The organism is Nocardiopsis exhalans (assembly GCF_024134545.1).
GTDB lineage: Bacteria > Actinomycetota > Actinomycetes > Streptosporangiales > Streptosporangiaceae > Nocardiopsis > Nocardiopsis exhalans.
On sequence record NZ_CP099837.1, the window covers coordinates 715682 to 735992 of the forward strand.

Sequence of the window (20311 nt, forward strand, 5' to 3'; positions counted from 1 at the left end):
CGGCCCGCACAGCCCACGCAGCTCTCTCGGAAAGAGTCATCCCCCTTGCAGAAGGCCACCCGCAGACCCGGCCTCGGCCGCGACTTCAACCGGTTCTGGCTCGGCAGCCTGGCCAGCAACCTCGGCGACGGCATGATGGTGATCGCCCTGCCCCTGGTCGCGGCCTTCCTCACCAACGACCCCCTCCTGGTCTCCGGGCTCATCGCCGCCCGTTTCCTGCCGTTCCTGCTGTTCGGCCTGGCCGCCGGGGTGATCGTGGACCGGGTGGACCGCGTCCGCCTGATGATCGGTACCAACCTGGTCCGCGCCGTCGCGCTGGTCGCCCTGGCCGGGTTCATCGCCACCGGCAACGCCACCATCTGGGTGCTGTACGCGGTCATGTTCACCGTCATGACCTGCGAGGTGTTCTACGATCTGGCCGGTCGGGCCCTCATGCCGGCTCTCGCTCCGGCCGGCACGATCGACCGCGCGAACGGGCGCGTCGAGGGCGGCCGGACCGTCACCCAGGACTTCGCCGGCGGGCCGCTCGCCGGGTTCCTGTTCGTGGTCTTCGCGTTCCTCCCCATCGCCGTCAACGCCGGTGCCTACGCCTTGGGCGCCCTGGTGCTGCTCGGCCTCCCCCTGGCGGTCCGCCGCGCCCCCGGCCACGACGACTCCGGCCAGGACCCCGCCGCCAAACGCCCCTCGCCCCTGGCCGACCTGCGCGAAGGGTTCAGGTTCGTCTTCCGTGGCAGCTCCCTCGGCGCGATCCTGCTCTTCAACCTGGCGCTCAACGCCGCCTTCACCGCCCTGAGCGCCGTCATGGTGCTGCTCGCCCAGAACCACTTCGGTGTCCCGGCCGCCCTGTACGGGGTGTTCCTCGGGTCCTCCGCCGTCGGTGCCCTCCTGGGGGCCACCACCGTCGGCTTCCTGGTCGCCCGGCTCGGCCGGTTCCGGCTGGAGGTGGTGTTCTTCACCGTCACCGGTCTGTGCTTCATCGGCTTCGGCCTGGCCCCCAACGCCTACGCGGCCGTGGTCGCCTGGGTGCTCCTGGGGTTCGTGATCACCGCGTCCAACATCGTGATGCTCGGTGCCATCCAGCTGATCGTCCCGGGCCGCCAGCTCGGCCGGGTGATGTCGTTCGTCCAGGTGTCCGGCGCCGCCTTCGGCCCGATCGCCGCCCTCTCCGCGGGTTTCCTCGGCCGGGTGGAGCTGTACTACGTGCCCATCGCCTCGGGTGTCCTGGTGCTGGTGTCCCTGGCCCTGGCCGTCCCGGCCCTGCGCCGCGTGGTCACCGAAGCCGACCGGGTAGAGGCCGTCCAGATCGCCGAGCAGGTCGAACCGTCCGAGCAGGTTGAACCGTCCGAGCAGGCCGAACCGTCCGAGAAGTAACCGGCGCCGGAGGATTATTCACTCTCGAAGGCGGCGACCGTCAGCGAGACCCTGACCGTGCCCCCGTCAGAGGTCCGCTCCGCCGCCTCGTGCACCACCCGTCCGAGCTCGCGGGCGAGCTCCCGCACCCGCGGCCACTCCTCCGCGGGGATGGTGAGGTGCGCGTCGGTGAAGGCGAAATCCGAGCCCTCGCGGTACCCGGACGCGCGCGCGGACATCTGCTGGGCGAGTACCCGCATGAGGCCGAGAAAGCTCTCCTGATCGGAGCCGCCGAGCGCCTCACCGCTGCTGGGCCGGTGCGTGTACCGCTTGGCGATCCCGCCGCGCACGGGCTTCTCGTCGACGAATTCGAGGAGCCCGCCCTTGGCGAGCCGCCGGATGTGATAGCTGACGTTGGCCTGCGTCTCCCCGAGCTCGCGGGCCGCTTCCGCGGCGCTCATCGTCCGCCCGGTCAGCAACGAGAGCAACCGGAGCCGGAGCGGATGAGCGACCGTCCGAAGTCCGTTCAGGTCGACGCGGTCGTCCTCGCTCATGTCCGTTCTCCCCGATCTTCCTGCGCCACCGTGGCCCGAGCCGCCCACTGTAGTCGGCGATCCCGGACCGCAGACAGGACGGCGACGGCAACGAAAATCCCTGCGGTGGCGGCCAACAGAACCGTCGACACCGTGATGCTCGTGCTGTCCAACAGCGCGCCGCCCACGGCGAAGGCCAGCGCCGCCCCCGCGTTCACCGCCGTGTTGATCAGGGCGGACGCTTCCGTGCGCTCCTCGACCGGGGCGATCTCATCAGCGGCGAGATACCCGCTGATCATCGACGGAGCGACGAAGAGCCCCACCACGGTGAACAGCGGCACCAAGACGACCAGCTCCCCGCCCCAGGCCGCCGCGAACAAAGCCCCGCACGCCGCGAGTCCCAGAAAGACCATCCGCCCCATCGGCGCCGCCGTCCAGGTACGCGAACCGTAGAACAGCCCACCCGCGGCACTGCCCACGGCGAAGAACGCCAGCAGGACCCCGGCCAGGCCGGAATGGCCCATCGCCTGCCCGTGCGCGGTGGAAAGCAGCTCGACCGCGCCAAGCACCAGACCGACACCGACGAGCACCGACAGCACCGGCCAAAGACGCGCGTGCCGCAACGGACCGACCCACCCGCTCCACGCCGACACCCGGCGTCGCACCTTCCCCGGCTTCGGCGCCGGAGAGAGCACCATCCCGACCGTGCCCACCAAACCAGCGGTCGCCGCCACAACCACCGCGACAGTGGGGCCGTTCGGCAGTAGCGCCACGAGGCTCACCATCAGCGGACCGGCGATGAACACCAGCTCCTCAGCGACCGCGTCGAGACTGTACGCCCGGGTCCGGTGCCCGTCGGTCGTCGCCAACAGGGCCCACACCCCGCGCATCACCGCCCCCAACGGAGGGGTGCACAGCCCGCTCAGCACCCCCAACACAATCGCGACCCCGCCCGAATCAGCGCCGACCGCGAACACCACACCGATCAGCCCAGCTGCGTACCCGACCGCGAGCCAGGGCAGAACGAGCCGGGCCCCGTACTGATCCACCAACCGTGCCCGCAACGGAGCGGCCACCACGTTCCCCAGCCCGAACCCGCCAACGACCGCCCCCGAAAGAGCGAAACCCCCGGGCCCCTCCTGGACCAACAACAGGAGCGCCAGCGAAACCATCGCGAACGACAGCTTCCCCACCACCGAGGGCACGAAGGCCCGCAGCGCGTACGGCAGCCGCAGCACATCCAGATAGGTCGCCCGCACCCCGGTGCCCAACGCCGGGACGTGTCGCGGCCGGTCAAGGCGGGCGACGGAACAGCGGCAGCGAGGGCAACAGGCTCCCCAACCCTGAGCGGACCGGGTCGGCTCGCCCAGCTGCGGTGGCCAGGTGCCTGGTTCGGTCCCCTCTCCGGGGATGATCTTGCTACCAGGAGCAAGTTCGGCGCCGAAGTTGCTCCTGGTAGCAAGATCATCGGGGATCTGAGGGTTGGGGACACAGCGGACAGTTCCGAGCGCGGGTTTCGGGCACCCGTACGACACCCGCACCACCCCACCCACTCCGCCGAGCCCACCCGGAAGGAGGCCGCCCCCGACCCTCCCTCGCTGCCGCCTTTCCGATGGGGCGCTCGACCGGCCGGGACAGGAGGCCCGCTACCCGCAGGGGCAGGGAAACCGGAGAGCTCGTTTGCCCCTGGTCCTCGACACGTCGGGTGGCGCTCGTTTCGGGAGGTGGGGCGGGCGATGGGGCAGGCCACCCGGCTTCGGTGGATGTCCTAGACGGACTGCGGTTGCCGGGGGTCCAGGACCAGGCCGTGCGGCACCGCTCGCCCGGGGGCCTTTTCCTCCGGGTCCTCTGCTTGAAAGAACCGGCTCAGCTCGCGGCGGCCGCCGATCCGTAGTTTCCGGTAGCAGTGGGTGAGGTGCGACTCCACGTTGCGCAGGCTCACCCGCAGCATCCGTGCGATGTCCCGGTTGCTCATGCCCCCCGCGGCCAGTTCGGCGACCTGGCACTCGGTGGGGGTCAGCAGAGACCGGGTGGACGTCTTGCGGGGGCCGGGGCGGCCGCCCGCGTCGCGCAGTGTCCGCTGGACCTGGTCCACCAGGGCGTCGGCGCCCAGCGAGATGCCCACCTCGTTGGCCCGGTGCAGGAGTTCGCGGGCGCGCGCGGTGGTGCCGCCCCGCTGGTGTGCCTCTCCCGCCGCGTACAGGGCGTGCGCGAACAGCAGCGGCGCCTCCTCCGAGTCGAGCAGTTCCATCGCGCCACGGGCGGGCCCGAGGACGTTGCCCGAAGCGGACACCGAGGCCAGGGCGAGCAGTGCCCTGCCCCACGCGAACGGCGCGGCCCACCGCCGGGCGCGGTCGACCTCCTGTCGGGCCAGTCGCCGGGCCTCGGGCAGGTTGCCGAGACCAGCGTGGAGCAGCGCCTTGGTGGAACGCCACGGCAGGATCGCCGGGTTGTCGATCCGGCGGCGGTCCAGTTCCCGCTCGCAGTGGGTGACCAGGGTCAGGGCCCGCTCTACCTGGCCCAGTCGGCCGAGGGCGCGGGCGGTGCTGTGCGCGAGGTGCAGGTGCCACCAGCCGGTCGCCTGCCCGGACGTCTGCCCGACCGACTGCTCGGTCTCCCGACCGGTCGCCTGCCCGGTGGGGAGTTCCACGTCCAGCAGGTCTCCCGCTTCAGTGAGCTGGTCCCGTTCCACCGCTACGTCGATCAGCACGCTGCGGGCGAGGGCGCCGGTGTGGTGTCGGTCCGCGCTGATGCGGCCCAGCGCGGTGAGGGCCTGCCGAGCCTCGTCCCCGGCGTCGGCGAGCGCCCCCCGGTGCAGAAGGACCAGGCTCCGTACGGCGTGTGCCTCGGCGACTCGGGTCACGGTGCCCTCCGCGACGGCGAGCCGCACCTCGGCGTCGATGTACTGCTGTGCCTGGTCGAAGCCGCCTGCCCAGAGCAGTGCGAGCAGGGCGTGGTACCAGGACGGTGATCCGTATAGGGCACGGGGAGGGGCGAGGAAGACGCGGCAGATCCGGCGCACCGCCGGTGCGGTCTGTCCGGTGGAGGTGCGGTGCAGGAGGACGGCCTCCAGGCGTTCCAGGCCCGCCGGGCCACCGGTGTGGGAGCCCTCGTACAGACGGACATGGCCCAGCTGACGGCGCAGTCGAGCCGCCGTGCCCGCGTCGTGGCCCCGGACCCGCTCGTGGGCGCGGTCCAGGACGCTCCGGGCCTGGTCCGGTTGGTCGAGGCGGAGCAGGGTGTCCGCCAGCCGCGCCGACCGGTCGGCCAGTTCCAGGGGGTCGGCGGTGAGGTTGACCAGGGAGTACTGGGCGTCCGCGGAGGCGGGAAGGTCCAGTTCCATCAGGGCCCGCACCCGCAGGTCGGCGATGCGGGACGCCACATCGTCGGGTGCTCCGTGGCGCACCACCGTGTCGAGGTGTTCCATGGCCGCGTGCGCGCCACGGGGCAGCAGTCCTTCGGCGGCGTCCAGCAGCATGGGCGCCATCCACGGTTGCTCGAGCGGGGAGGCCCGGAGCAGGTGCGTGGTGATGCTCCCGGGGGCGGCGCCGTCCTGGTGCAGGTGGAGTGCGGTCCGCCGGTGGAACGCGGCCCGCTGGGCGATCGGGACGTCGAGGTAGAGCAGGCGCGCCAGGACGGGGTGCCGGAAGGTGCGGGTGGTGGGGTGGAGGATTCCGCACTCCGTCAGCTGCCCGAGACTCTGGCCGGCCTCCGCCACCGTCAGGGAGCACAACTCGGCGACGAGTTCGGCGTTCACGGCCGTCTCGCCCACCACGCTCGCGGCGTGGGCGACGCGCAGGCCGTTGCCGTCCAACCGGCGCAGCAGGCACAGCACGCGGTCCTTGACCGCGCGTAGCCGGATCGTCAGGTCGTCGGACGGATCGGCCGGTCTGTCGTCGTCGGTCAGGGCACAGCTGGGTGCGGGTGCGGGGGTGGTGAGCACTTGCTGTGTCAGGAGGTAGGGGTTGCCGCCGCTGTCGGCGATGAGGTCGTCGGAGGTGTCCCGGGAGCAGCCGCGCAGTGAGTCGATCAGGTGGGACGCGGCGCTCGGGGACAGGTCGTGCAGGCGCAGGTGGCGGTCGGGGCGCACGCTGTTCATGAACTCGACCAGCAGGTGCTGGTCGCTCGCGGGTTCACCGCGCCGCTGGCTCGCCAACAACACCACCGGGATGTTGTCGATACGGCGCATGAGGAATCCCAGCCACGATAAGGAATCCGAGTCCACGCATTGGACGCAATCGACCGTCAGCAGAATAGGCTTGTGCTGTGCGACCCGGCTCAGGGTCGTAAAAAGGTCGGTGAACTGCGCGTATTCAGGATCTTTCGGGGTGCGTTGGTGGAAGTTGATCTTGGCGGGCGGACCCGGAAGGGAACCCGCAGTTTCCAGACAGCTGAAAAGTTGATCAACGACGCCCATCGAGAAACGGCGTTCCGTGGGCGAGGCGGTGGCCGAAAGCACGAGCATGCCCCGCTGCCTGGCACGTTCCTCCGCCCACCGGAGAAGCATGGTCTTTCCGGTACCGATAATGCCCTCTACCAGTGATGAAGCCCCCTGGCCAGAGAGGGCGGAGTCCAACATCTCATCGATGATCCGGGATTCCTCACCTCGGTCGAACAGCTCCCTGAGCACCGCTTTCGTATCCCCCCGCGTCGATGGCAAACGACGAAAACACCGCCGCCGCTCCTTCCCGTTCCCGGGGTCGCTCTCCCCGGTATGTCGGAACGCCGTACCTGTGCAGTCCGGACACTAACATCCCGGGGCTTCCGCGCCGTTGACGGTGTGGCCGGTGGTCGCCGGTAGAACTGTCACCCTGGTTGATTCTTCGGGGTGATCGTATTTCGGGTTCTCATTCCCCGTCGGCGCGGTCGGCCTCGTCGTTCCTGTTCCGGGCCCGGGGCCGGGGCCGGGCCCGCACGTGAATGCGCTCCCCCTGGCGCCCGAACAGGCTGAGGACCTCCACGGGGCCCTCCCCGGTGCTGCCGAACCAGTGCGGCAGCCGGGTGTCGAACTCGGCGGCCTCGCCCGCCTCCAGCACGAGGTCGTGGTCGGCGAGGAGCAGCCGCAGGCTGCCGGAGAGCACGTACAGCCACTCGTAGCCCTCGTGGGTGCACAACTCGGGGGTGTTCCGGGTCTGGGGAAGCACCATCTTGAACGCCTGGAGCGGCCCGGCCTGACGGGTCAGCGGCAGCACCGTGTTCCCGTTGACGCTCCTGGGGATGGGCCGGACCCGGGGGTCGCCGACCTCCGGAGCGCCGACCAGTTCCTCCAGGGGTACCTGGTGGGCCTGGGCGATGGGCAGCAGCAGCTCCAGGCTGGGACGGCGCTGCCCCGACTCCAGCCGGGACAGCGTGCTCTTGGAGATACCGGTGGCCTCGGCGACGGCGGTGAGGGACACGCCGCGCCGCATGCGCAGCCGCCGTAGTCGGGGGCCGACCTCGTTGAGGACCTGGGCGATGGCGGGTGAGGTTTCCATGCCGCCCATTCCACCGGCCCGTTGCGGAAACGGCAACAAAAATTGCGAGCCCCGGGCCCCGCTCGCATTCTGTGCTCGGAAGATCGCGGTACGCGGTGCTGGCGGCAGGAGAGGGACGGACATGTTCGAGAGCGGTTCGCGGAACGGGCCCACGTACGGGACCGAGTTCGACGTCGTGGTGATCGGGGCGGGGGCGGGCGGCCTCAACGCGGCCCTGGTCCTGGCCCGGTCGCGGCGCCGGGTGGCGGTCGTGGACTCCGGGGCGCCGCGCAACGCGCCCGCCGCCCACATGCAGGGGTTCCTGTCCCGGGACGGCATGCCCCCCGCGGAGCTGCTGGAGACCGGACGGGCCGAAGCCGCCGGATACGGCGTCGAGTTCCTCGACGGCGAGGTCGAGGAGGTGGCTCGGATCTTCGAGGAGGGTGCGCCCGTCTTCACCGTGCGGCTGGCCGACGGCGTGGTGCTGGCCGCCCGCCGGGTGGTGGTGGCCACCGGGCTGCGCGACGAACTTCCGGACATCCCCGGGGTGGCGGACCGCTGGGGCAGGGACCTGCTCCACTGCCCTTACTGCCACGGGTACGAGGTGCGCGAGCAGACGCTCGGTGTGCTCGGCACCCAGCCCGCAGCCGTCCGGCACGCGCTGCTGATACGCCAGTGGTCCGAGGACGTCGTGCTGTTCCGGCACACGCTGGAGATCACCGGGGAGGACCGCGAGGCCCTGGACGCGCGCGGGGTGACGGTCGTCGACGGCACCGTGGAGCGGCTCCTGGTGGAGGGCGACCGCCTGCGCGGGGTCCAACTGGCCGAGGGTAGTTGCGTGCCCTGCCACGCGCTGTTCCTCGTGCCGCGGATGGTGCCTCGCGACGGCCTGCTCACCGCGCTGGGCTGCGAGCGGGGCGACAACGGCTGGGTCGCCACCGACCGCACCGGCCGCACCAGCGTGCCCGGCGTGTGGGCGGTGGGCAACGTCGTGGATCCCCGGGCGCTCGTGGTGAGCGCGGCCGGGGCGGGTTCCGCCGCCGCGTTCGCCATCAACCACGACCTGGTCGGTGAGGACGTCGAACAGGCCGTCCAGGATCACCGGATGGTCAAGGAGCTGACCGGGGTCCGGCCCGGCGACGAGTACTGACCCGCCGAACCCACCCAGGCCGCCCCCGGCCGCCAAGGCGCCCGCGGTCGACAAGGAGACCCCCTATGGACCACACCGCACAACAACCCCCGGTCGACCCCGCCCTCTCCCCTAAGGCCGCCGCTTCCGGGCCCGCCGCGTCGGCCTCGGCGTCCGGGCCACCGGGCCGGGAACCGGGCAGCGCCCTCAGCCCGCGGGCCAGGCTCGCGTTCACGATGCTCGCCGTCGTCCAGGCGACGCTGATCTTCACCATCACGCTGATCTCCGTGCCGCTGCCCCACATCGCGCGCGAGTTCGGCCTGAGCGCGGCGGACCTGGTCCTGATCAACGCCGCCTACGGGTTGCCCTTCAGCGGGCTCCTGCTCTTCGGGGGCCGCCTCACCGACCGCTACGGCGGGCGGCTGATGTTCGTGGCCGGGCTGCTGCTCTTCGGTCTGGCCTCCATGACCGCCGCGTTCGCGCCCACCTTCGAGGCGCTGGTCGCGGTGCGGTTCTGCCAGGGCGTGGGCGCGGCGATGACGGCCCCGGCGGCCCTGGCCGTGCTGCGCGCGGTCTTCCCCGATCCGATCGCCTTCGGCCGGGCCATGGCGGTCTGGGGCGGGGTGTCCGTACTCGGCGGAGCCGCTGGAACCCTGATCTCCGGCGCCGTCGCCGCCTGGGTGTCCTGGCGCTGGATCTTCGCCGTTCCGGTGCTGGTGGCCGCCCTGGGTCTCGCGGTGACCCGGCGGCTCCTGCCCGCCGACCCCGCCCGTGGGACGCGGGACCGGCCCGGTCTCGACCCGGCCGGTGCCGTTCTCGCCACGCTGGGCATCTCGATCGGCAGCTACGGTCTGATCCTCAGCGGCGACCACCCGTGGGGATCGGCCCAGGTCCTGGCTCCCATCGTCGTCGGCCTCGTGCTGCTCGCCGCGTTCCTGATGGTCGAGCGGCGGGTGCGCGACCCGCTGCTGCCGCCCGGCTTCGTCGTGGAGCCGCGCCGCCTGGTGGGGCTCTTCGGGATCTTCCTGGCCGCGGCGGGCGTGGCGCTGGTGACCTTCTTGCTCTCGCTCCACCTCCAGCAGCAGATGGGTTGGTCCGCGCTGGCCACGACCGGCGCGTTCGTCCCGTTCACCGTCGCGCTGATCGCGACCAACCTGCTGTCCGGGCGGCTGGTGGGCCGGTACGGTGCCGGTCCGGTCACTGTCGCGGGGCTCGTCATCGGCGCCGCGGGACTCGCGCTGCTCACCGGGGTCAGCCCCGACGGCTCGTTCGCCCTGACCCTGCTGCCCGGCGTGATCCTGCTGCCGGTGGGCGCCACCTTCATCTTCTCCGGATCGGCGGTGCTGAGCACCGCGAACGTGCCCCAGCACCAGGCCGGACTGGCGGGCGGCGTGATGAACACCGCGATGGAGCTCGGGCCCACGGTCGGGTTGGCCGCGCTCATGGCGGTGGCCGCGGCGCAGGCCGAGGTGGTGGTCGGCTACGCCTGGGCCTTCGGGGCCGGTGCCGCCGTCTACCTGCTCGTCGCGATCCTGGCGGCGGTGGCGATCCGACGCCGCCCCGTCTCCTAGCGGCGGGGACCCAGAGACGACACCGGGCGTGCCTTACCCGGCGGACGCGGCACGCCCGGTGTCCTGTCATGCCCTTCCGCCCGCCACTCTTTCGCCCACGGCGCCGGTGCAGACCGGCCGGGGTGTACCGGCTAGGGCGGACCGGCTAGGGCATACCGGGCGGGGCCTGCCCCCAGCCCCAGACCGGCACGCTCTCCCGTCGCGACGGCGGCGCCTCCGGCCGTGAATTGGCCATCGCCCGCCGCGAACCCCATTCGATATAGGCGACGAACGCGGATCGGAATTCCGGATCTGCGGGCAGGCCCACCTCGTCCGCGGCCTCCAACATCAGTTTCACCCAGCGCTTCCGTTGTTCCGGCTGGATTTCCCGACCCCGATGGCTTTTCAGCATCCGCCGGAAACCGCCGAGTTCCTCGGTGTAGGTTTTGGGGCCGCCGAAGACCTCGCCGAGCCAGATCGCGACGTGTTGTGGATGGTCGTCGGTCATGTACTGGAAGATCGGGGCGAGGAGTTCGTCCTCGCGCACCCTCCGGTAGAACTCCTCGGTGAGCCGTCCCAGCGCCTCGGCGCCGCCGGCCCACTCGTACATCGTCGGGACCGTTTCCGACATCACGACACCTCCGGTCGGCAGTGGTTTCCCCGGTTTCCTCGCGGCACGGTCAGCAGCTCGCCCACGACCTCGGCCGCCTGCTCGGGGGAGGGCAGCGACGGATGGTTGGAGCGGCGGCCCGTGCCGGGGTCGAACCCCTCGTGCCAGACCGGCTCCGGGACCAGGTGGCCGTCCTCGCGCAGCTGGGCGACGTTCCGTTGGACGGCGGCTTTCTCCCACATCAGGGCGCCCATGACCGGGAAGAACACGACCGGGAAGTCGGCCGAGAGGATCACTGTGCCGAGGCGGTTGGGGGCCGCCCCGGCGGCGGCCACGGCGAGCGTGTTCGCCGTGGCGGGCAGCACCACGAGGACGTCGTGGTCGGCGACCAGACGGGACGGCTTGTCGGTCGGCCAGTTCTCGGGCGACTCCCCGCTCACCACCCGCTCGGCGAAGAGCGCCGCCGTCTCGGGCGGCAGGAACGACGCGGCGGTCGGCGTCAGCAGCACGGTGTAGGTGCCGCCGAGGCGCTCGCGCAGACCGCCGAGATACGCCGGCAGGTTCGGTGTGGCGATGGAACCGGTGGCGGCGACGAGGACGCGTTTTCCGCTTTGTTCCGGAGGGTTCTTCGGCGGAGGGCTCTTCGGCGGGGTTCTCTTCTTTTCCATGGCTGAAATCATGGGAGCGGCTTTTTCCCATGTCAACACCGTTGTTTCGGTGATTTCACGGCCCTTCGGTCGGACCGCGGTGATACTTCGGTCGGTTCTTCGGTCGCACCGTATTGAGGCCCGGCGGGGCCGTCCCGGATTCTCGGACCAGTTGCCTCGGCGCACGCCGTGAAGAGAGGGCTGGAATTCATGGAAGAACTTGTTGTCGAATTGCTGAACCGCGGTGTCGGCCTGCGCTTCGATGGTGATCGCCTCGACACCGACGCTCCGGACGGCTCCCTACCGGCGCACCTGCGCGAGGAGATCGCCACCCACCACGACCGGCTGGTCTCCCTGCTCCAGGGAAACCCCCACCCCCGGGATCTACCGCGCCTGCGGCCGCGTACGCGGGACCGCCTCGACGCGTTCCCGCTCACCGACATCCAGCAGGGCTACCTGATCGGCCGCACCCGGGGCCTGGAACTCGGCGGGGTGTCCAGCCACTTCTCCTTCGAGTTCGACGGCCCGGCCCTGGACGTCCCCCGCCTGTCCGCCGCCCTCGACCGGGTGGTCGCGCGGCACGACATGCTGCGCACCGTGGTCGACTCCGACGGGACCCAGCACGCCCTGGCCGAGGTGACCCCCTACACCATCGCCACCACCGATCTGCGGGACACCGACGACGCCGAGCGGGACGAGGCCCTGGAGCGCATCCGCGCCGAGCTCGACGACCAGGTGCTGCCCGCCGACCAGTGGCCGCTGTTCGACGTCCGGGCCACCCACCTGCCGGGGAACCGCACCCGGCTGCACCTCAGCGTCGACCTGCTCTTCGTCGACGCCCGCAGCCTCCTGCTCCTGCTCACCGAGTGGCGGCGCTTCTACGACGACCCCACCTGGTCACCCGCCCCGCTCGACCTCTCGTTCCGCGACTACGTCCTGGCCGAGAACGAGCTGCGCGACGGCGCCCCGGGCGCCCGCGCGGCCCAGTACTGGCTCTCGCGCCTGGACGATCTGCCCCCGGCCCCCGACCTGCCGTTGGCCGCCGCTCCCGAGCAGATCGGCCGCCCCGCCTTCGCGCGGCGCCGCGCGGTCCTGCCACGCGAACGCTGGGCCGCCCTGTCCGCCACCGCGCGCCGCCACGGCCTCACCCCGTCGGCGCTGCTGCTCGCCGCCTACTGCGAGGTGCTGCGCACCTGGTCCCGCCGGCACGAGTTCACCGTCACGCTCACGCGGTTCCACCGGCTGCCGCTGCACCCGCAGGTGGACCAGATCGTCGGCAACTTCCTCTCCCCGCACCTGCTCGCGGTCCGGGGCCGCGCGGACGAGTCCTTCGGGGAACGGGCCGCCGGGGTGCAGCGCCGCCTGCTCGCCGACCTCGCACACTCCTCCTACGGCGGGGTCCGGGTCCTGCGCGAGCTCACCCGCCACCAGGGCGACGGGCGCACCGCGTCCATGCCGGTGGTCTTCACCAACACCCTCGACGGGGACACCGCAGGTACCAAGGGCGACCCGCTGAGCGCGTTCGGGGAGCTGGTGCACGGTGCCAGCCAGACCCCCCAGGTGTGGTTGGAGAACCAGATCTTCGAGGAGGGCGGCGCCCTCACCGTCAACTGGAACGCGGTGGAGGAGCTGTTCCCCGAGGGCACCCTGGACGCCATGTTCGACGCCTACCGCGACTTGCTGGACCGACTGGTCGACGACACGGCGGCGTGGGACCGGACCGGCGGCCTCGTACCCGTGCCGGAGACACAGTTGGCGGAGCGCCGGGAAGCCAACGCGACCACCCAGGACATCCCGCCGCGCCGCCTCCACGACCTGGTGGCGGAGGCCGCCGAGCGCCGCCCGGACGCCGTCGCCGTGATCGCCGACGGCGTCGAGACCACGTACCGGGAGCTCACCGCGGACGCGCACCGGATCGCACGGCGGCTGCGCGCCCACGACTGCGCCGACCCGAACACGCTGGTGGCCGTCTCCATGCGGCCCGGCGCCGCGCAGATCTCCGCGCTGCTGGGCGTACTGCACGCGGGCGCCGCGTACGTCGCCATCGACCCCGAGCTGCCCGAGGAGCGCCGCCACACGCTGCTGCTCCGCTGCCGGTCCAGGGCCGTGATCACCGACGCCGACCTGCGCGACACCCTCGCCTGGCCGGACGGCGTCGAGGTCATCACCCCCGAGGACCCGGCCACCGGGCGGTGCGGTGCGGGGCCGCTGAACAGCCCGCAGGGGTACGGGGACCTGGCGTACGTGATCTTCACGTCCGGGTCCACGGGTGAACCCAAGGGGGTGATGATCACGCACGAGAGCGCCGCCAACACCGTCCAGGACATCAACCGGCGCTTCGAGGTGACCGAACGGGACCGCGTCCTCGCACTCGCCCCGGCCGGCTTCGACCTGTCCGTGTACGACTTCTTCGGCGTACTGGGGGCCGGGGGCACCGTGGTCGTGCCGTCCGCCGGGCGCGGCAACGACGTCGCCCACTGGACGGAGCTGATCGACCGGCACGGCGTCACCCTCTGGAACAGCGTGCCCGCACCGATGCGGCTGTGGACGGAGTCCCTCGCCGACGCCTCCGGGCCGGGGGAGGGACCCGGCCCTCAGCAGGGGAGCTCCGGGCCCCAGGAGGGCACCCCGTCTCAGGATGGTTCCGGGCCCGGGCGCACGCTACGCCTCGCCCTGCTGAGCGGCGACTGGATCCCGGTCTCCCTACCCGACCAGATCCGGCGGCGCGTGCCCGGGACGCGGGTGATCAGCCTGGGCGGCGCCACGGAGGGCTCGATCTGGTCCGTCTGTCATCCCATCGGCGAGGTCCCGGCCGAGTGGTCGAGCATCCCGTACGGAAAGCCGCTGGCCAACCAGACCCTGCACGTCCTCAACGGGTGGCTGGAGCCCTCCCCGGCCGGGGTCACCGGCGACATCTACATCGGTGGCGTGGGTGTCGCGCAGGGCTACTGGTCCGACCCCGAACGCACGGACGAGCGGTTCATCGTCCACCCGGCCACCGGCGAACGGCTGTACCGGACCGGTGACCTGGGCCGGTACCTGCCCGGCGGGGACATCGAGATCCTGGGCCGCGAGGACTTCCAGGTGAAGATCAACGGCTACCGGGTCGAGCTCGGTGAGATCGAGGCGGCGCTCGGCCGGTTGCCGGGCATGCGGCAGACGATGGTCACCGCGCCAGCCCACCCCAGGACCGGACAGCGGCAGATCACCGCCTACGTCGTGGGCGACGACCCCGCCGTGCTCGAACCGGTCGCGCTGCGCACCGGGCTGGAGGCGGTCCTGCCCGGGTACATGGTGCCCTCGCACTACCTCACCCTCGACGCCCTGCCGCTGACGCCCAACGGCAAGCTCGACCGGGCCGCGCTTCCCGCTCCGTGGAGCGACGACGACGGAGGGGCCCAGGGCCGGACCACGCCGAGCGGAGGGATCGAGGAACGGCTGTTCGCGCTGTGGGCGGAGACGCTCGGGCACGGCGACTTCGGCACCGAGGACGGCTTCTTCGACGTCGGCGGCGACTCGATGCACGCGGTGCGGATCATCGCCCGGCTGCGCGCCGACTTCGGCATCGACGCCGACGCCGAACAGGAGGTGATCGAGGGGCTGTTCATGAACGCCACGGTCACGGACTTCGCCGGGATCATCGCCTCCTTCGAGGGGCAGCGCGAGCCGGAGGGGCAGCGCGAGTCCGAGGAGCAGTGCGAGTCCGAGGAGCAGCGCGAGCCGGAGGGGCAGGTGGCATGAGCGGCACCGAGTGGGACCACCTGGTGGTGGGCGCGGGTTCGGCCGGTTCGGTGACGGCGGCCCGGCTGGCCGCCGCCGGAGCGCGGGTGCTCCTGGTGGAGGCGGGCGGCGAACAGCCCGCCGGGGGAGCGGAGAGCAACCCCCTGCGGGACGCCAGCCGCCTCATCCTGGAGGGCTTCAACTGGGACCACCGGGCCAACCTCCGCTCCAGCACCCGGCTGGAGGACCTGCTGAACAGGGACGGCGGGAGCGGTGGGAACGGCGCTGACGAAGGCGAAGGGCGGCGGTCCCGCGCCCTGTGGAACCGGTTCCCCTACCAGCTGGGCAAGGTCGTGGGCGGCTCGTCCGCGGTGAACGGCGCGATCGCGCTGCGCCCGCTGCCGAGGGACTTCGACGACTGGGCCGCACGCGGCAACCCGGACTGGACCTGGGAGCGGGTCCTGCCGTACTTCCGGCGGATCGAACGGGACGCCGACTTCCCGGCCGACGACGCGCACGGCGGACACGGCCCGGTGCCCGTCCGCAGACCCGGACCCGAGCAGCTGCACGAACTGGAGACCGCGTTCCGCGACGAGTGCCGCCGCACCGGCGTCCGCGACCTGCCCGACCTCAACGGCGGCCGCGAGCGCGGGGTCGGCCCGGTCCCGGCCAACACCAGGGACGGCGAACGCGTCGACGCGGCGACCGCCTACCTCACCGAGGCGCGGCGCCTGCCCGACCTTGAGGTGCGGACCGGCTGCCGGGTCACCCGGGTGCTGTTCGAGGGGCGGCGCGCGGTCGGTGCCGAACTCCTGCGGGACGACGGCCAGCGCTCCTCCGTCCGGGCCGGGAACGTCGTCCTGTGCGCGGGAGCCATCGGCACGCCGGTCGTCCTCCAGCGCTCGGGTGTGGGCGCGGCCCGCCTGTCGGCCGCCCTGGGCGTCGCCCCGGTGGCGGACCTGCCCGGGGTGGGCGAGAACCTGGCCGACCACCCGTCGGTCGTCATCTGGTCCCTGCCCAAGCCGGGCGTGTGCGAGCCCGGCCTGCCCTGGCGGCAGATCGCGGCGCGTATGCCCAGCGGGTACGACGACGACACCGACGTCCAGGTGGGGCTGCTCAACAACGTGGAGACCACGACCATCCCCGGGTTCGTGGACCGGCTCGGCTGGCCGATGGTGGTGGGCCTGTCGGTGATGCTGTTGCGCCCGGAGTCACGCGGCCGGGTCTTCGCCGAGAGCGCCGACCCGGACTCCTCACCCGTCATCGAACTGGGCCTGGGCACCGTGGAGGCGGACGTCGACCGGCTCATGTACGGCGTCCGCAGGGCCTGGGGCCTGCTGCGGGCCCCGGGCATCGGGAACCGGCTGGAGCGGACCCAGTTCTGGACCGACCGGATGATCGACAACGAGGTCGTCCTCCGCAACGGCGTACGGAACATCATGAACCCCGGCTGGCACGCGGCCGGCTCGGCCCGGATGGGACCGGCGTCCGACCCGATGTCCGTCGTGGACCAGCGCGGCCGGGTGCACGGACTGGCGGGTCTGCGGGTGGTGGACGCGTCGGTCTTCCCGTCGGTACCGAGCGTGCCCACCAACCTGACCACGCTCATGCTGGCCGAGCGCATCGCCGACGACGCCGTCACCGACTTCAAGGAGGGGAAACGGTGCTGAACCCCATGCCGGTGAACCACGAGAGGCCGCCGCTGCGGCTCTACTGCTTCCCACACGCCGGGGCCAGCTCGCTGGTGTACCGGTCCTGGCGGGCCCCGCGGGGCACACCGCTGGAAATCGTGGGCGTCGACCAGCCGGGGCGGGGGCCGCGGACCCGGGAACCGAGGATCACCGACTACCCGGAGCTGGTCAGCTCCATGGCCGACCACGTCGCGGCCGACCTGGTCAAGGCACGGGAGGAGCGGCCCGACCTGCGCTACGCGACCTTCGGGCACAGCTTCGGCGCGACGCTCAGCCTGTCCGTGGGCGCCACCGTGGCACAGGAGGCGGGGCAGGAGCCCGTGTGCGCCGTGCTGTCGGCCGCGCTGCCCCCGCGACTCCAACCGCCCGACGTCATCGGGTCGCTGAACGACGAGGAACTGCTGGCCAAGATGGTCGCCGACGGGGGCACCGCGCCCGGACTGCTGTCCAACGGCACGATGGCGCGGCTCCTGATCGGGATGATGCGCGAGGACGAGGAGATCCGGCGCCAGTTCCACCGGGTGGCCTCCCTGCGGGTTCCCTTCCCGCTCACCCTCGTCGCCGCACGGGACGACGCCCACGTGAAACCCGAACACATGTGGGGGTGGGCGGAGCACAGCGACGCGGCGAGCCGCAGGGTCGAGATCCCCGGCGGCCACTTCGCCGCGATCCGGGAACCGGAGCAGGTCCTCGCCCTGGCCGCCGAGGACACCACACGGGAAGAGGTGCGCTGACATGCGCGAACCATCGGATACGACGTCGCTCCTCACGGCGGAGCACGAGGACTTCCGGAAGATGGCCCGCACGTTCCTCGAACGGGAGGCCGTCCCCTACCACGACCAGTGGGAGAAGGACGGGATCGTCGACCGCGACCTGTGGCGCAGGGCCGGAGCGGCCGGTCTCCTCGGCATGGACGCGCCGGTCGAGTACGGCGGCGGGGGCGAGCCGGACTTCCGGTTCCACGCGATCCTCGCGGAGGAGCTCATCAGGGCACGGGTGACCGCGCCCGGCTTCGTCGCCCACAACGACATCGTCTCCTCGTACCTGGCCACCCGGACCACACCCGAGCAGCGCCAGCGCTGGCTGCCCGGACTGTGCTCGGGGGAGCTCGTCGCCGCGATCGCGATGAGCGAGCCGGAGACCGGCTCCAACGTGGCCGACATCCGCACCACGGCCGTGCGGGACGGCGACAGCTACGTCCTCAACGGGCAGAAGACCTTCATCACCAACGGCGAGAACGCCGACCTCGTCCTGGTGGCGGCGCGGACCGCGCCGCAGCGCGGCGGGAGCGGACTGAGCCTGCTGGTCGTGGAGCGCGATACGCCCGGCTTCTCCCGAGGCCCCCGAATGGAGAAGCTCGGCTGGCAGGCCAGCGACACGTGCGAGCTGTTCTTCGATGACTGCCGTGTCCCCGAGGGCAACCTGGTCGGCAAGGAGAACGCGGGGATGGCCTACCTCATGGGCGGTCTGCCCCGCGAGAGGCTGAGCATCGCCACGGTCGCGGTCGCCGCCTGCGAGCGGATGCTGGAGGACGTCCTGGAGTACGCGCGCCGGCGCCACGCGTTCGGACAGCCCATCGGGAGCTTCCAGCACAACCGGTTCCAGCTGGCGACCATGGACACCGAGGTCACCATCGCCCGGGTCTTCCTCGACCACTGCGTCACCGAACTCAACGCGCGCCGACTGTCAGCGGCCGACGCCGCGAAGGCCAAGTGGTGGACCACGGAACTCCAGGTCGACGTGGCTAACAGGGCCCTGCAACTGCACGGGGGATACGGCTACCTCAAGGAGAGCCCGATCTCCAGGGAGTGGGTCAACAGCCGCGTCCAGACCATCTACGGCGGCACCACGGAAATCATGAAGGAACTGATCGGGCGCTCCCTCGGCCTGTGACCCCCCCACCCCCCACCAGAAGGGACGCACCGACCCATGAACAACCATGGTGAAACCACCGGCTCTACCCCCGCCCTCGCCGTCACCACCGCCGCACTGGAGGACTGGTACCGAGTGGCCGAGTGGGCTGATGGCGAGGGGTGGAACGTCGGCCACGGCGACGTCGCCTGCTTCCACCCCACCGACCCCGACGGCTTCTTCATCGGCCGCCTCGGCGACCGGCCGGTCGCCGCGGTCTCGATCGTCAACTACTCGGAGCACTACGCCGTACTCGGCCACTACCTGACCGACCCGGAGTTCCGCGGCCGGGGCTACGGACTGGCGACCTGGCGTGCGGCCTTCCCGCACGCCGGGACCCGCACCGTCGGCCTGGACGCCATGCCCGAACAGCGGGCCAACTACGAGAGGTCCGGCTTCAAGGCGTCGCACGACACCGTCCACTACTCCGGGGTGCCCACACGCACGAAGGCTGTCCCCGACACGGTGCGCGTCACCCCCGACCACGTCACAGCCCTGAGCGCGTACGACCGCGAGTGCTTCCCCGCCGACCGGAGCGGCTTCGTCGCCCGCTGGCTCACCGCACCCGGCCGCATCGCCTACACCCGGCTACGGGAGGGCCGGATCACCGGCTACGGGGTCCTCCGCCCGGCAGGCCACGGCCACCGCATCGGCCCACTGTTCGCGGACACACCCCAGGACGCCGAGGCACTGTTCGACAGCCTCGTCGGTCACCTGGAGCCGGATGAGGAGGTGTCCCTGGACATCCCCGAGCCGCAGTCCGCGTCGGCGGCCCTGCTGACCTCACGCGGATTGGAAGCTCGCTTCCACACGATCCGCATGTACACGGGCCCGGTCCCGCCTTACCGAACGGAACGGGTGTTCGCCGGGACATCCCTGGAACTGGGCTAGGAACCGACAGCGTGAGAGCCTGCCCGGCCGAAGGGCCCCGGCCGGTCAGGGGCTCGCCGTCAGTGAACGCCTCGTCCCCGGACGCGCTACCCGGACCGGGGGGGGTGAGCTTTCCAGGCCCGGTGGAGTTCGCGCCGACGCTCGTACTCCTTCTTCGCGCGGATCCGCGGGTCGGTCTCGGGGGTCAGGGCCGCCGGGCCCATGACGTGCAAAAGCGCGTAGTTGATACGGAACCCTGTCCTGTACAGCAACGAGAACGAGTCTTTCCCGAGCGGCTTTTCCATGGCCCTCAACATCACTGTCTACTGGGGGCACGGAGGCACGCCACGAGAGTTGGATCGAGCGCAGAACGCATCGCCGTGAAAGCCGCGGCCTCCCTCGCTCAGCAGGGTACGCGTACGGTTTTCGCTGTTCCGTCCAGCCGCCCTTGTGCGGACGCGGTTGTTCGGCCGACGCCGCGCGAGGACCGCGTTCAGAGGAAGGCGCGGCCACGTCGTACTCACCCTCCAGTGACACACGTGCCTCCCCGGTCCTGCCTCCGCGAGGTGTACACCGGCGAGTCGGCGGAGCGTACACGGAGCCGACACCAGACCAGGGACGCACGAAAACCCCAGGCCCGAGCGGTGATAAACACGCTCTGACCTGGGGTTTTATTGGTAGGGCCCCAGGGGATCGAACCCTGAACCCGCGGATTAAAAGTCGGCGGGATGGCGGGTATTTCGCCACGCTATGTGATGTTTCGTTCCGGCTTGCCCGGGCGGTGTCGTGCCACCGGAGACCACGGAGGACCACCGCAGACCAGGGGGTTCCGAAACACCGGAGCCAC

15 protein-coding genes are annotated in these 20311 nt (G+C 71.5%); 8 read left to right on the forward strand and 7 right to left on the reverse strand.

What is annotated here, in order from left to right:
• Positions 1 to 45 precede the first annotated feature (45 nt).
• The gene (locus NE857_RS03145; RefSeq protein WP_254419702.1) at positions 46 to 1371 is read left to right on the forward strand and encodes an MFS transporter; all 1326 of its coding nucleotides are present in this window, start codon (positions 46 to 48) and stop codon (positions 1369 to 1371) included.
• A 14-nt stretch (positions 1372 to 1385) separates the two neighbouring features.
• On the opposite strand, the gene NE857_RS03150 is transcribed toward NE857_RS03145, so the two are convergent.
• The 4 genes from NE857_RS03150 to NE857_RS03165 all read right to left on the reverse strand — a co-directional run bounded on the left by NE857_RS03150 (position 1386) and on the right by NE857_RS03165 (position 7357).
• Positions 1386 to 1904: a winged helix-turn-helix domain-containing protein gene (locus tag NE857_RS03150; RefSeq protein ID WP_254419703.1), complete on the reverse strand. Its 519-nt coding sequence runs from the start codon at positions 1902 to 1904 to the stop codon at positions 1386 to 1388.
• A complete protein-coding gene (locus tag NE857_RS03155) occupies positions 1901 to 3142 on the reverse strand; it encodes an MFS transporter (protein WP_254419704.1) in 1242 nt (413 codons plus the stop codon). Before NE857_RS03155 ends, NE857_RS03150 begins: the two co-directional genes overlap by 4 nt.
• 509 nt (positions 3143 to 3651) lie before the next feature.
• Complete coding sequence (locus tag NE857_RS03160; protein WP_301184298.1) at positions 3652 to 6513, reverse strand: helix-turn-helix transcriptional regulator; 2862 nt, start codon at positions 6511 to 6513, stop codon at positions 3652 to 3654.
• Between the two features lie 217 nt (positions 6514 to 6730).
• Entirely contained in the window at positions 6731 to 7357 is a 627-nt protein-coding gene (locus NE857_RS03165) for a helix-turn-helix domain-containing protein (RefSeq protein WP_425572095.1), read from the reverse strand.
• A gap of 121 nt (positions 7358 to 7478) precedes the next feature.
• Between NE857_RS03165 and NE857_RS03170 the strand changes: the two genes are divergently transcribed.
• Positions 7479 to 8486, forward strand: a complete 1008-nt coding sequence (locus NE857_RS03170; RefSeq protein ID WP_254419707.1) for an NAD(P)/FAD-dependent oxidoreductase — start codon at positions 7479 to 7481, stop codon at positions 8484 to 8486.
• A 65-nt stretch (positions 8487 to 8551) separates the two neighbouring features.
• On the forward strand, positions 8552 to 10036 hold the full coding sequence (locus NE857_RS03175; protein ID WP_254419708.1) for an MFS transporter: 1485 nt from the start codon (positions 8552 to 8554) through the stop codon (positions 10034 to 10036).
• A gap of 145 nt (positions 10037 to 10181) precedes the next feature.
• Here NE857_RS03175 and NE857_RS03180 read toward each other — a convergent pair whose 3' ends face one another.
• Positions 10182 to 10646 (reverse strand): group II truncated hemoglobin, encoded by a 465-nt coding sequence (locus NE857_RS03180; protein WP_254419709.1) that lies wholly within the window; start codon positions 10644 to 10646, stop codon positions 10182 to 10184.
• Entirely contained in the window at positions 10646 to 11293 is a 648-nt protein-coding gene (locus tag NE857_RS03185; RefSeq protein ID WP_254419710.1) for a flavoprotein, read from the reverse strand. The genes NE857_RS03180 and NE857_RS03185 overlap by 1 nt, the downstream gene beginning before the upstream one ends.
• A gap of 189 nt (positions 11294 to 11482) precedes the next feature.
• Between NE857_RS03185 and NE857_RS03190 the strand changes: the two genes are divergently transcribed.
• Genes NE857_RS03190 through NE857_RS03210 form a run of 5 tightly spaced genes read left to right on the forward strand, consistent with a single transcriptional unit; the run spans position 11483 to position 19485 of the window.
• Positions 11483 to 15013 carry a non-ribosomal peptide synthetase gene (locus tag NE857_RS03190; protein ID WP_254419711.1) on the forward strand — a complete coding sequence of 1177 codons (3531 nt, stop codon included), beginning with the start codon at positions 11483 to 11485 and terminating at the stop codon, positions 15011 to 15013.
• Positions 15010 to 16662 (forward strand): GMC family oxidoreductase, encoded by a 1653-nt coding sequence (locus tag NE857_RS03195; RefSeq protein ID WP_254419712.1) that lies wholly within the window; start codon positions 15010 to 15012, stop codon positions 16660 to 16662. Before NE857_RS03190 ends, NE857_RS03195 begins: the two co-directional genes overlap by 4 nt.
• Positions 16656 to 17417: a thioesterase II family protein gene (locus tag NE857_RS03200; RefSeq protein ID WP_254419713.1), complete on the forward strand. Its 762-nt coding sequence runs from the start codon at positions 16656 to 16658 to the stop codon at positions 17415 to 17417. Before NE857_RS03195 ends, NE857_RS03200 begins: the two co-directional genes overlap by 7 nt.
• A gap of 1 nt (position 17418) precedes the next feature.
• Positions 17419 to 18576, forward strand: a complete 1158-nt coding sequence (locus tag NE857_RS03205) for an acyl-CoA dehydrogenase family protein (RefSeq protein ID WP_254419714.1) — start codon at positions 17419 to 17421, stop codon at positions 18574 to 18576.
• A 36-nt stretch (positions 18577 to 18612) separates the two neighbouring features.
• Entirely contained in the window at positions 18613 to 19485 is an 873-nt protein-coding gene (locus NE857_RS03210) for a GNAT family N-acetyltransferase (protein WP_254419715.1), read from the forward strand.
• A gap of 86 nt (positions 19486 to 19571) precedes the next feature.
• Here the strand turns inward: NE857_RS03210 and NE857_RS34450 are convergent, their stop codons facing one another.
• A complete protein-coding gene (locus NE857_RS34450; protein ID WP_344011464.1) occupies positions 19572 to 19769 on the reverse strand; it encodes a hypothetical protein in 198 nt (65 codons plus the stop codon).
• Between the last annotated feature and the right edge of the window lie 542 nt (positions 19770 to 20311).

Bases quoted from the DNA above. Each gene is read 5' to 3' on its own strand.
- NE857_RS03150 (WP_254419703.1), bottom strand. From the start codon at position 1,904: ATGAGCGAGGACGACCGCGTCGACCTGAACGGACTTCGGACGGTCGCT.
- NE857_RS03165 (WP_425572095.1), bottom strand. From the start codon at position 7,357: ATGGAAACCTCACCCGCCATCGCCCAGGTCCTCAACGAGGTCGGCCCC.
- NE857_RS03170 (WP_254419707.1), top strand. From the start codon at position 7,479: ATGTTCGAGAGCGGTTCGCGGAACGGGCCCACGTACGGGACCGAGTTC.
- NE857_RS03175 (WP_254419708.1), top strand. From the start codon at position 8,552: ATGGACCACACCGCACAACAACCCCCGGTCGACCCCGCCCTCTCCCCT.
- NE857_RS03180 (WP_254419709.1), bottom strand. From the start codon at position 10,646: ATGTCGGAAACGGTCCCGACGATGTACGAGTGGGCCGGCGGCGCCGAG.
- NE857_RS03185 (WP_254419710.1), bottom strand. From the start codon at position 11,293: ATGGAAAAGAAGAGAACCCCGCCGAAGAGCCCTCCGCCGAAGAACCCT.
- NE857_RS03190 (WP_254419711.1), top strand. From the start codon at position 11,483: ATGGAAGAACTTGTTGTCGAATTGCTGAACCGCGGTGTCGGCCTGCGC.
- NE857_RS03195 (WP_254419712.1), top strand. From the start codon at position 15,010: ATGAGCGGCACCGAGTGGGACCACCTGGTGGTGGGCGCGGGTTCGGCC.
- NE857_RS03205 (WP_254419714.1), top strand. From the start codon at position 17,419: ATGCGCGAACCATCGGATACGACGTCGCTCCTCACGGCGGAGCACGAG.
- NE857_RS03210 (WP_254419715.1), top strand. From the start codon at position 18,613: ATGAACAACCATGGTGAAACCACCGGCTCTACCCCCGCCCTCGCCGTC.
- NE857_RS34450 (WP_344011464.1), bottom strand. From the start codon at position 19,769: ATGGAAAAGCCGCTCGGGAAAGACTCGTTCTCGTTGCTGTACAGGACA.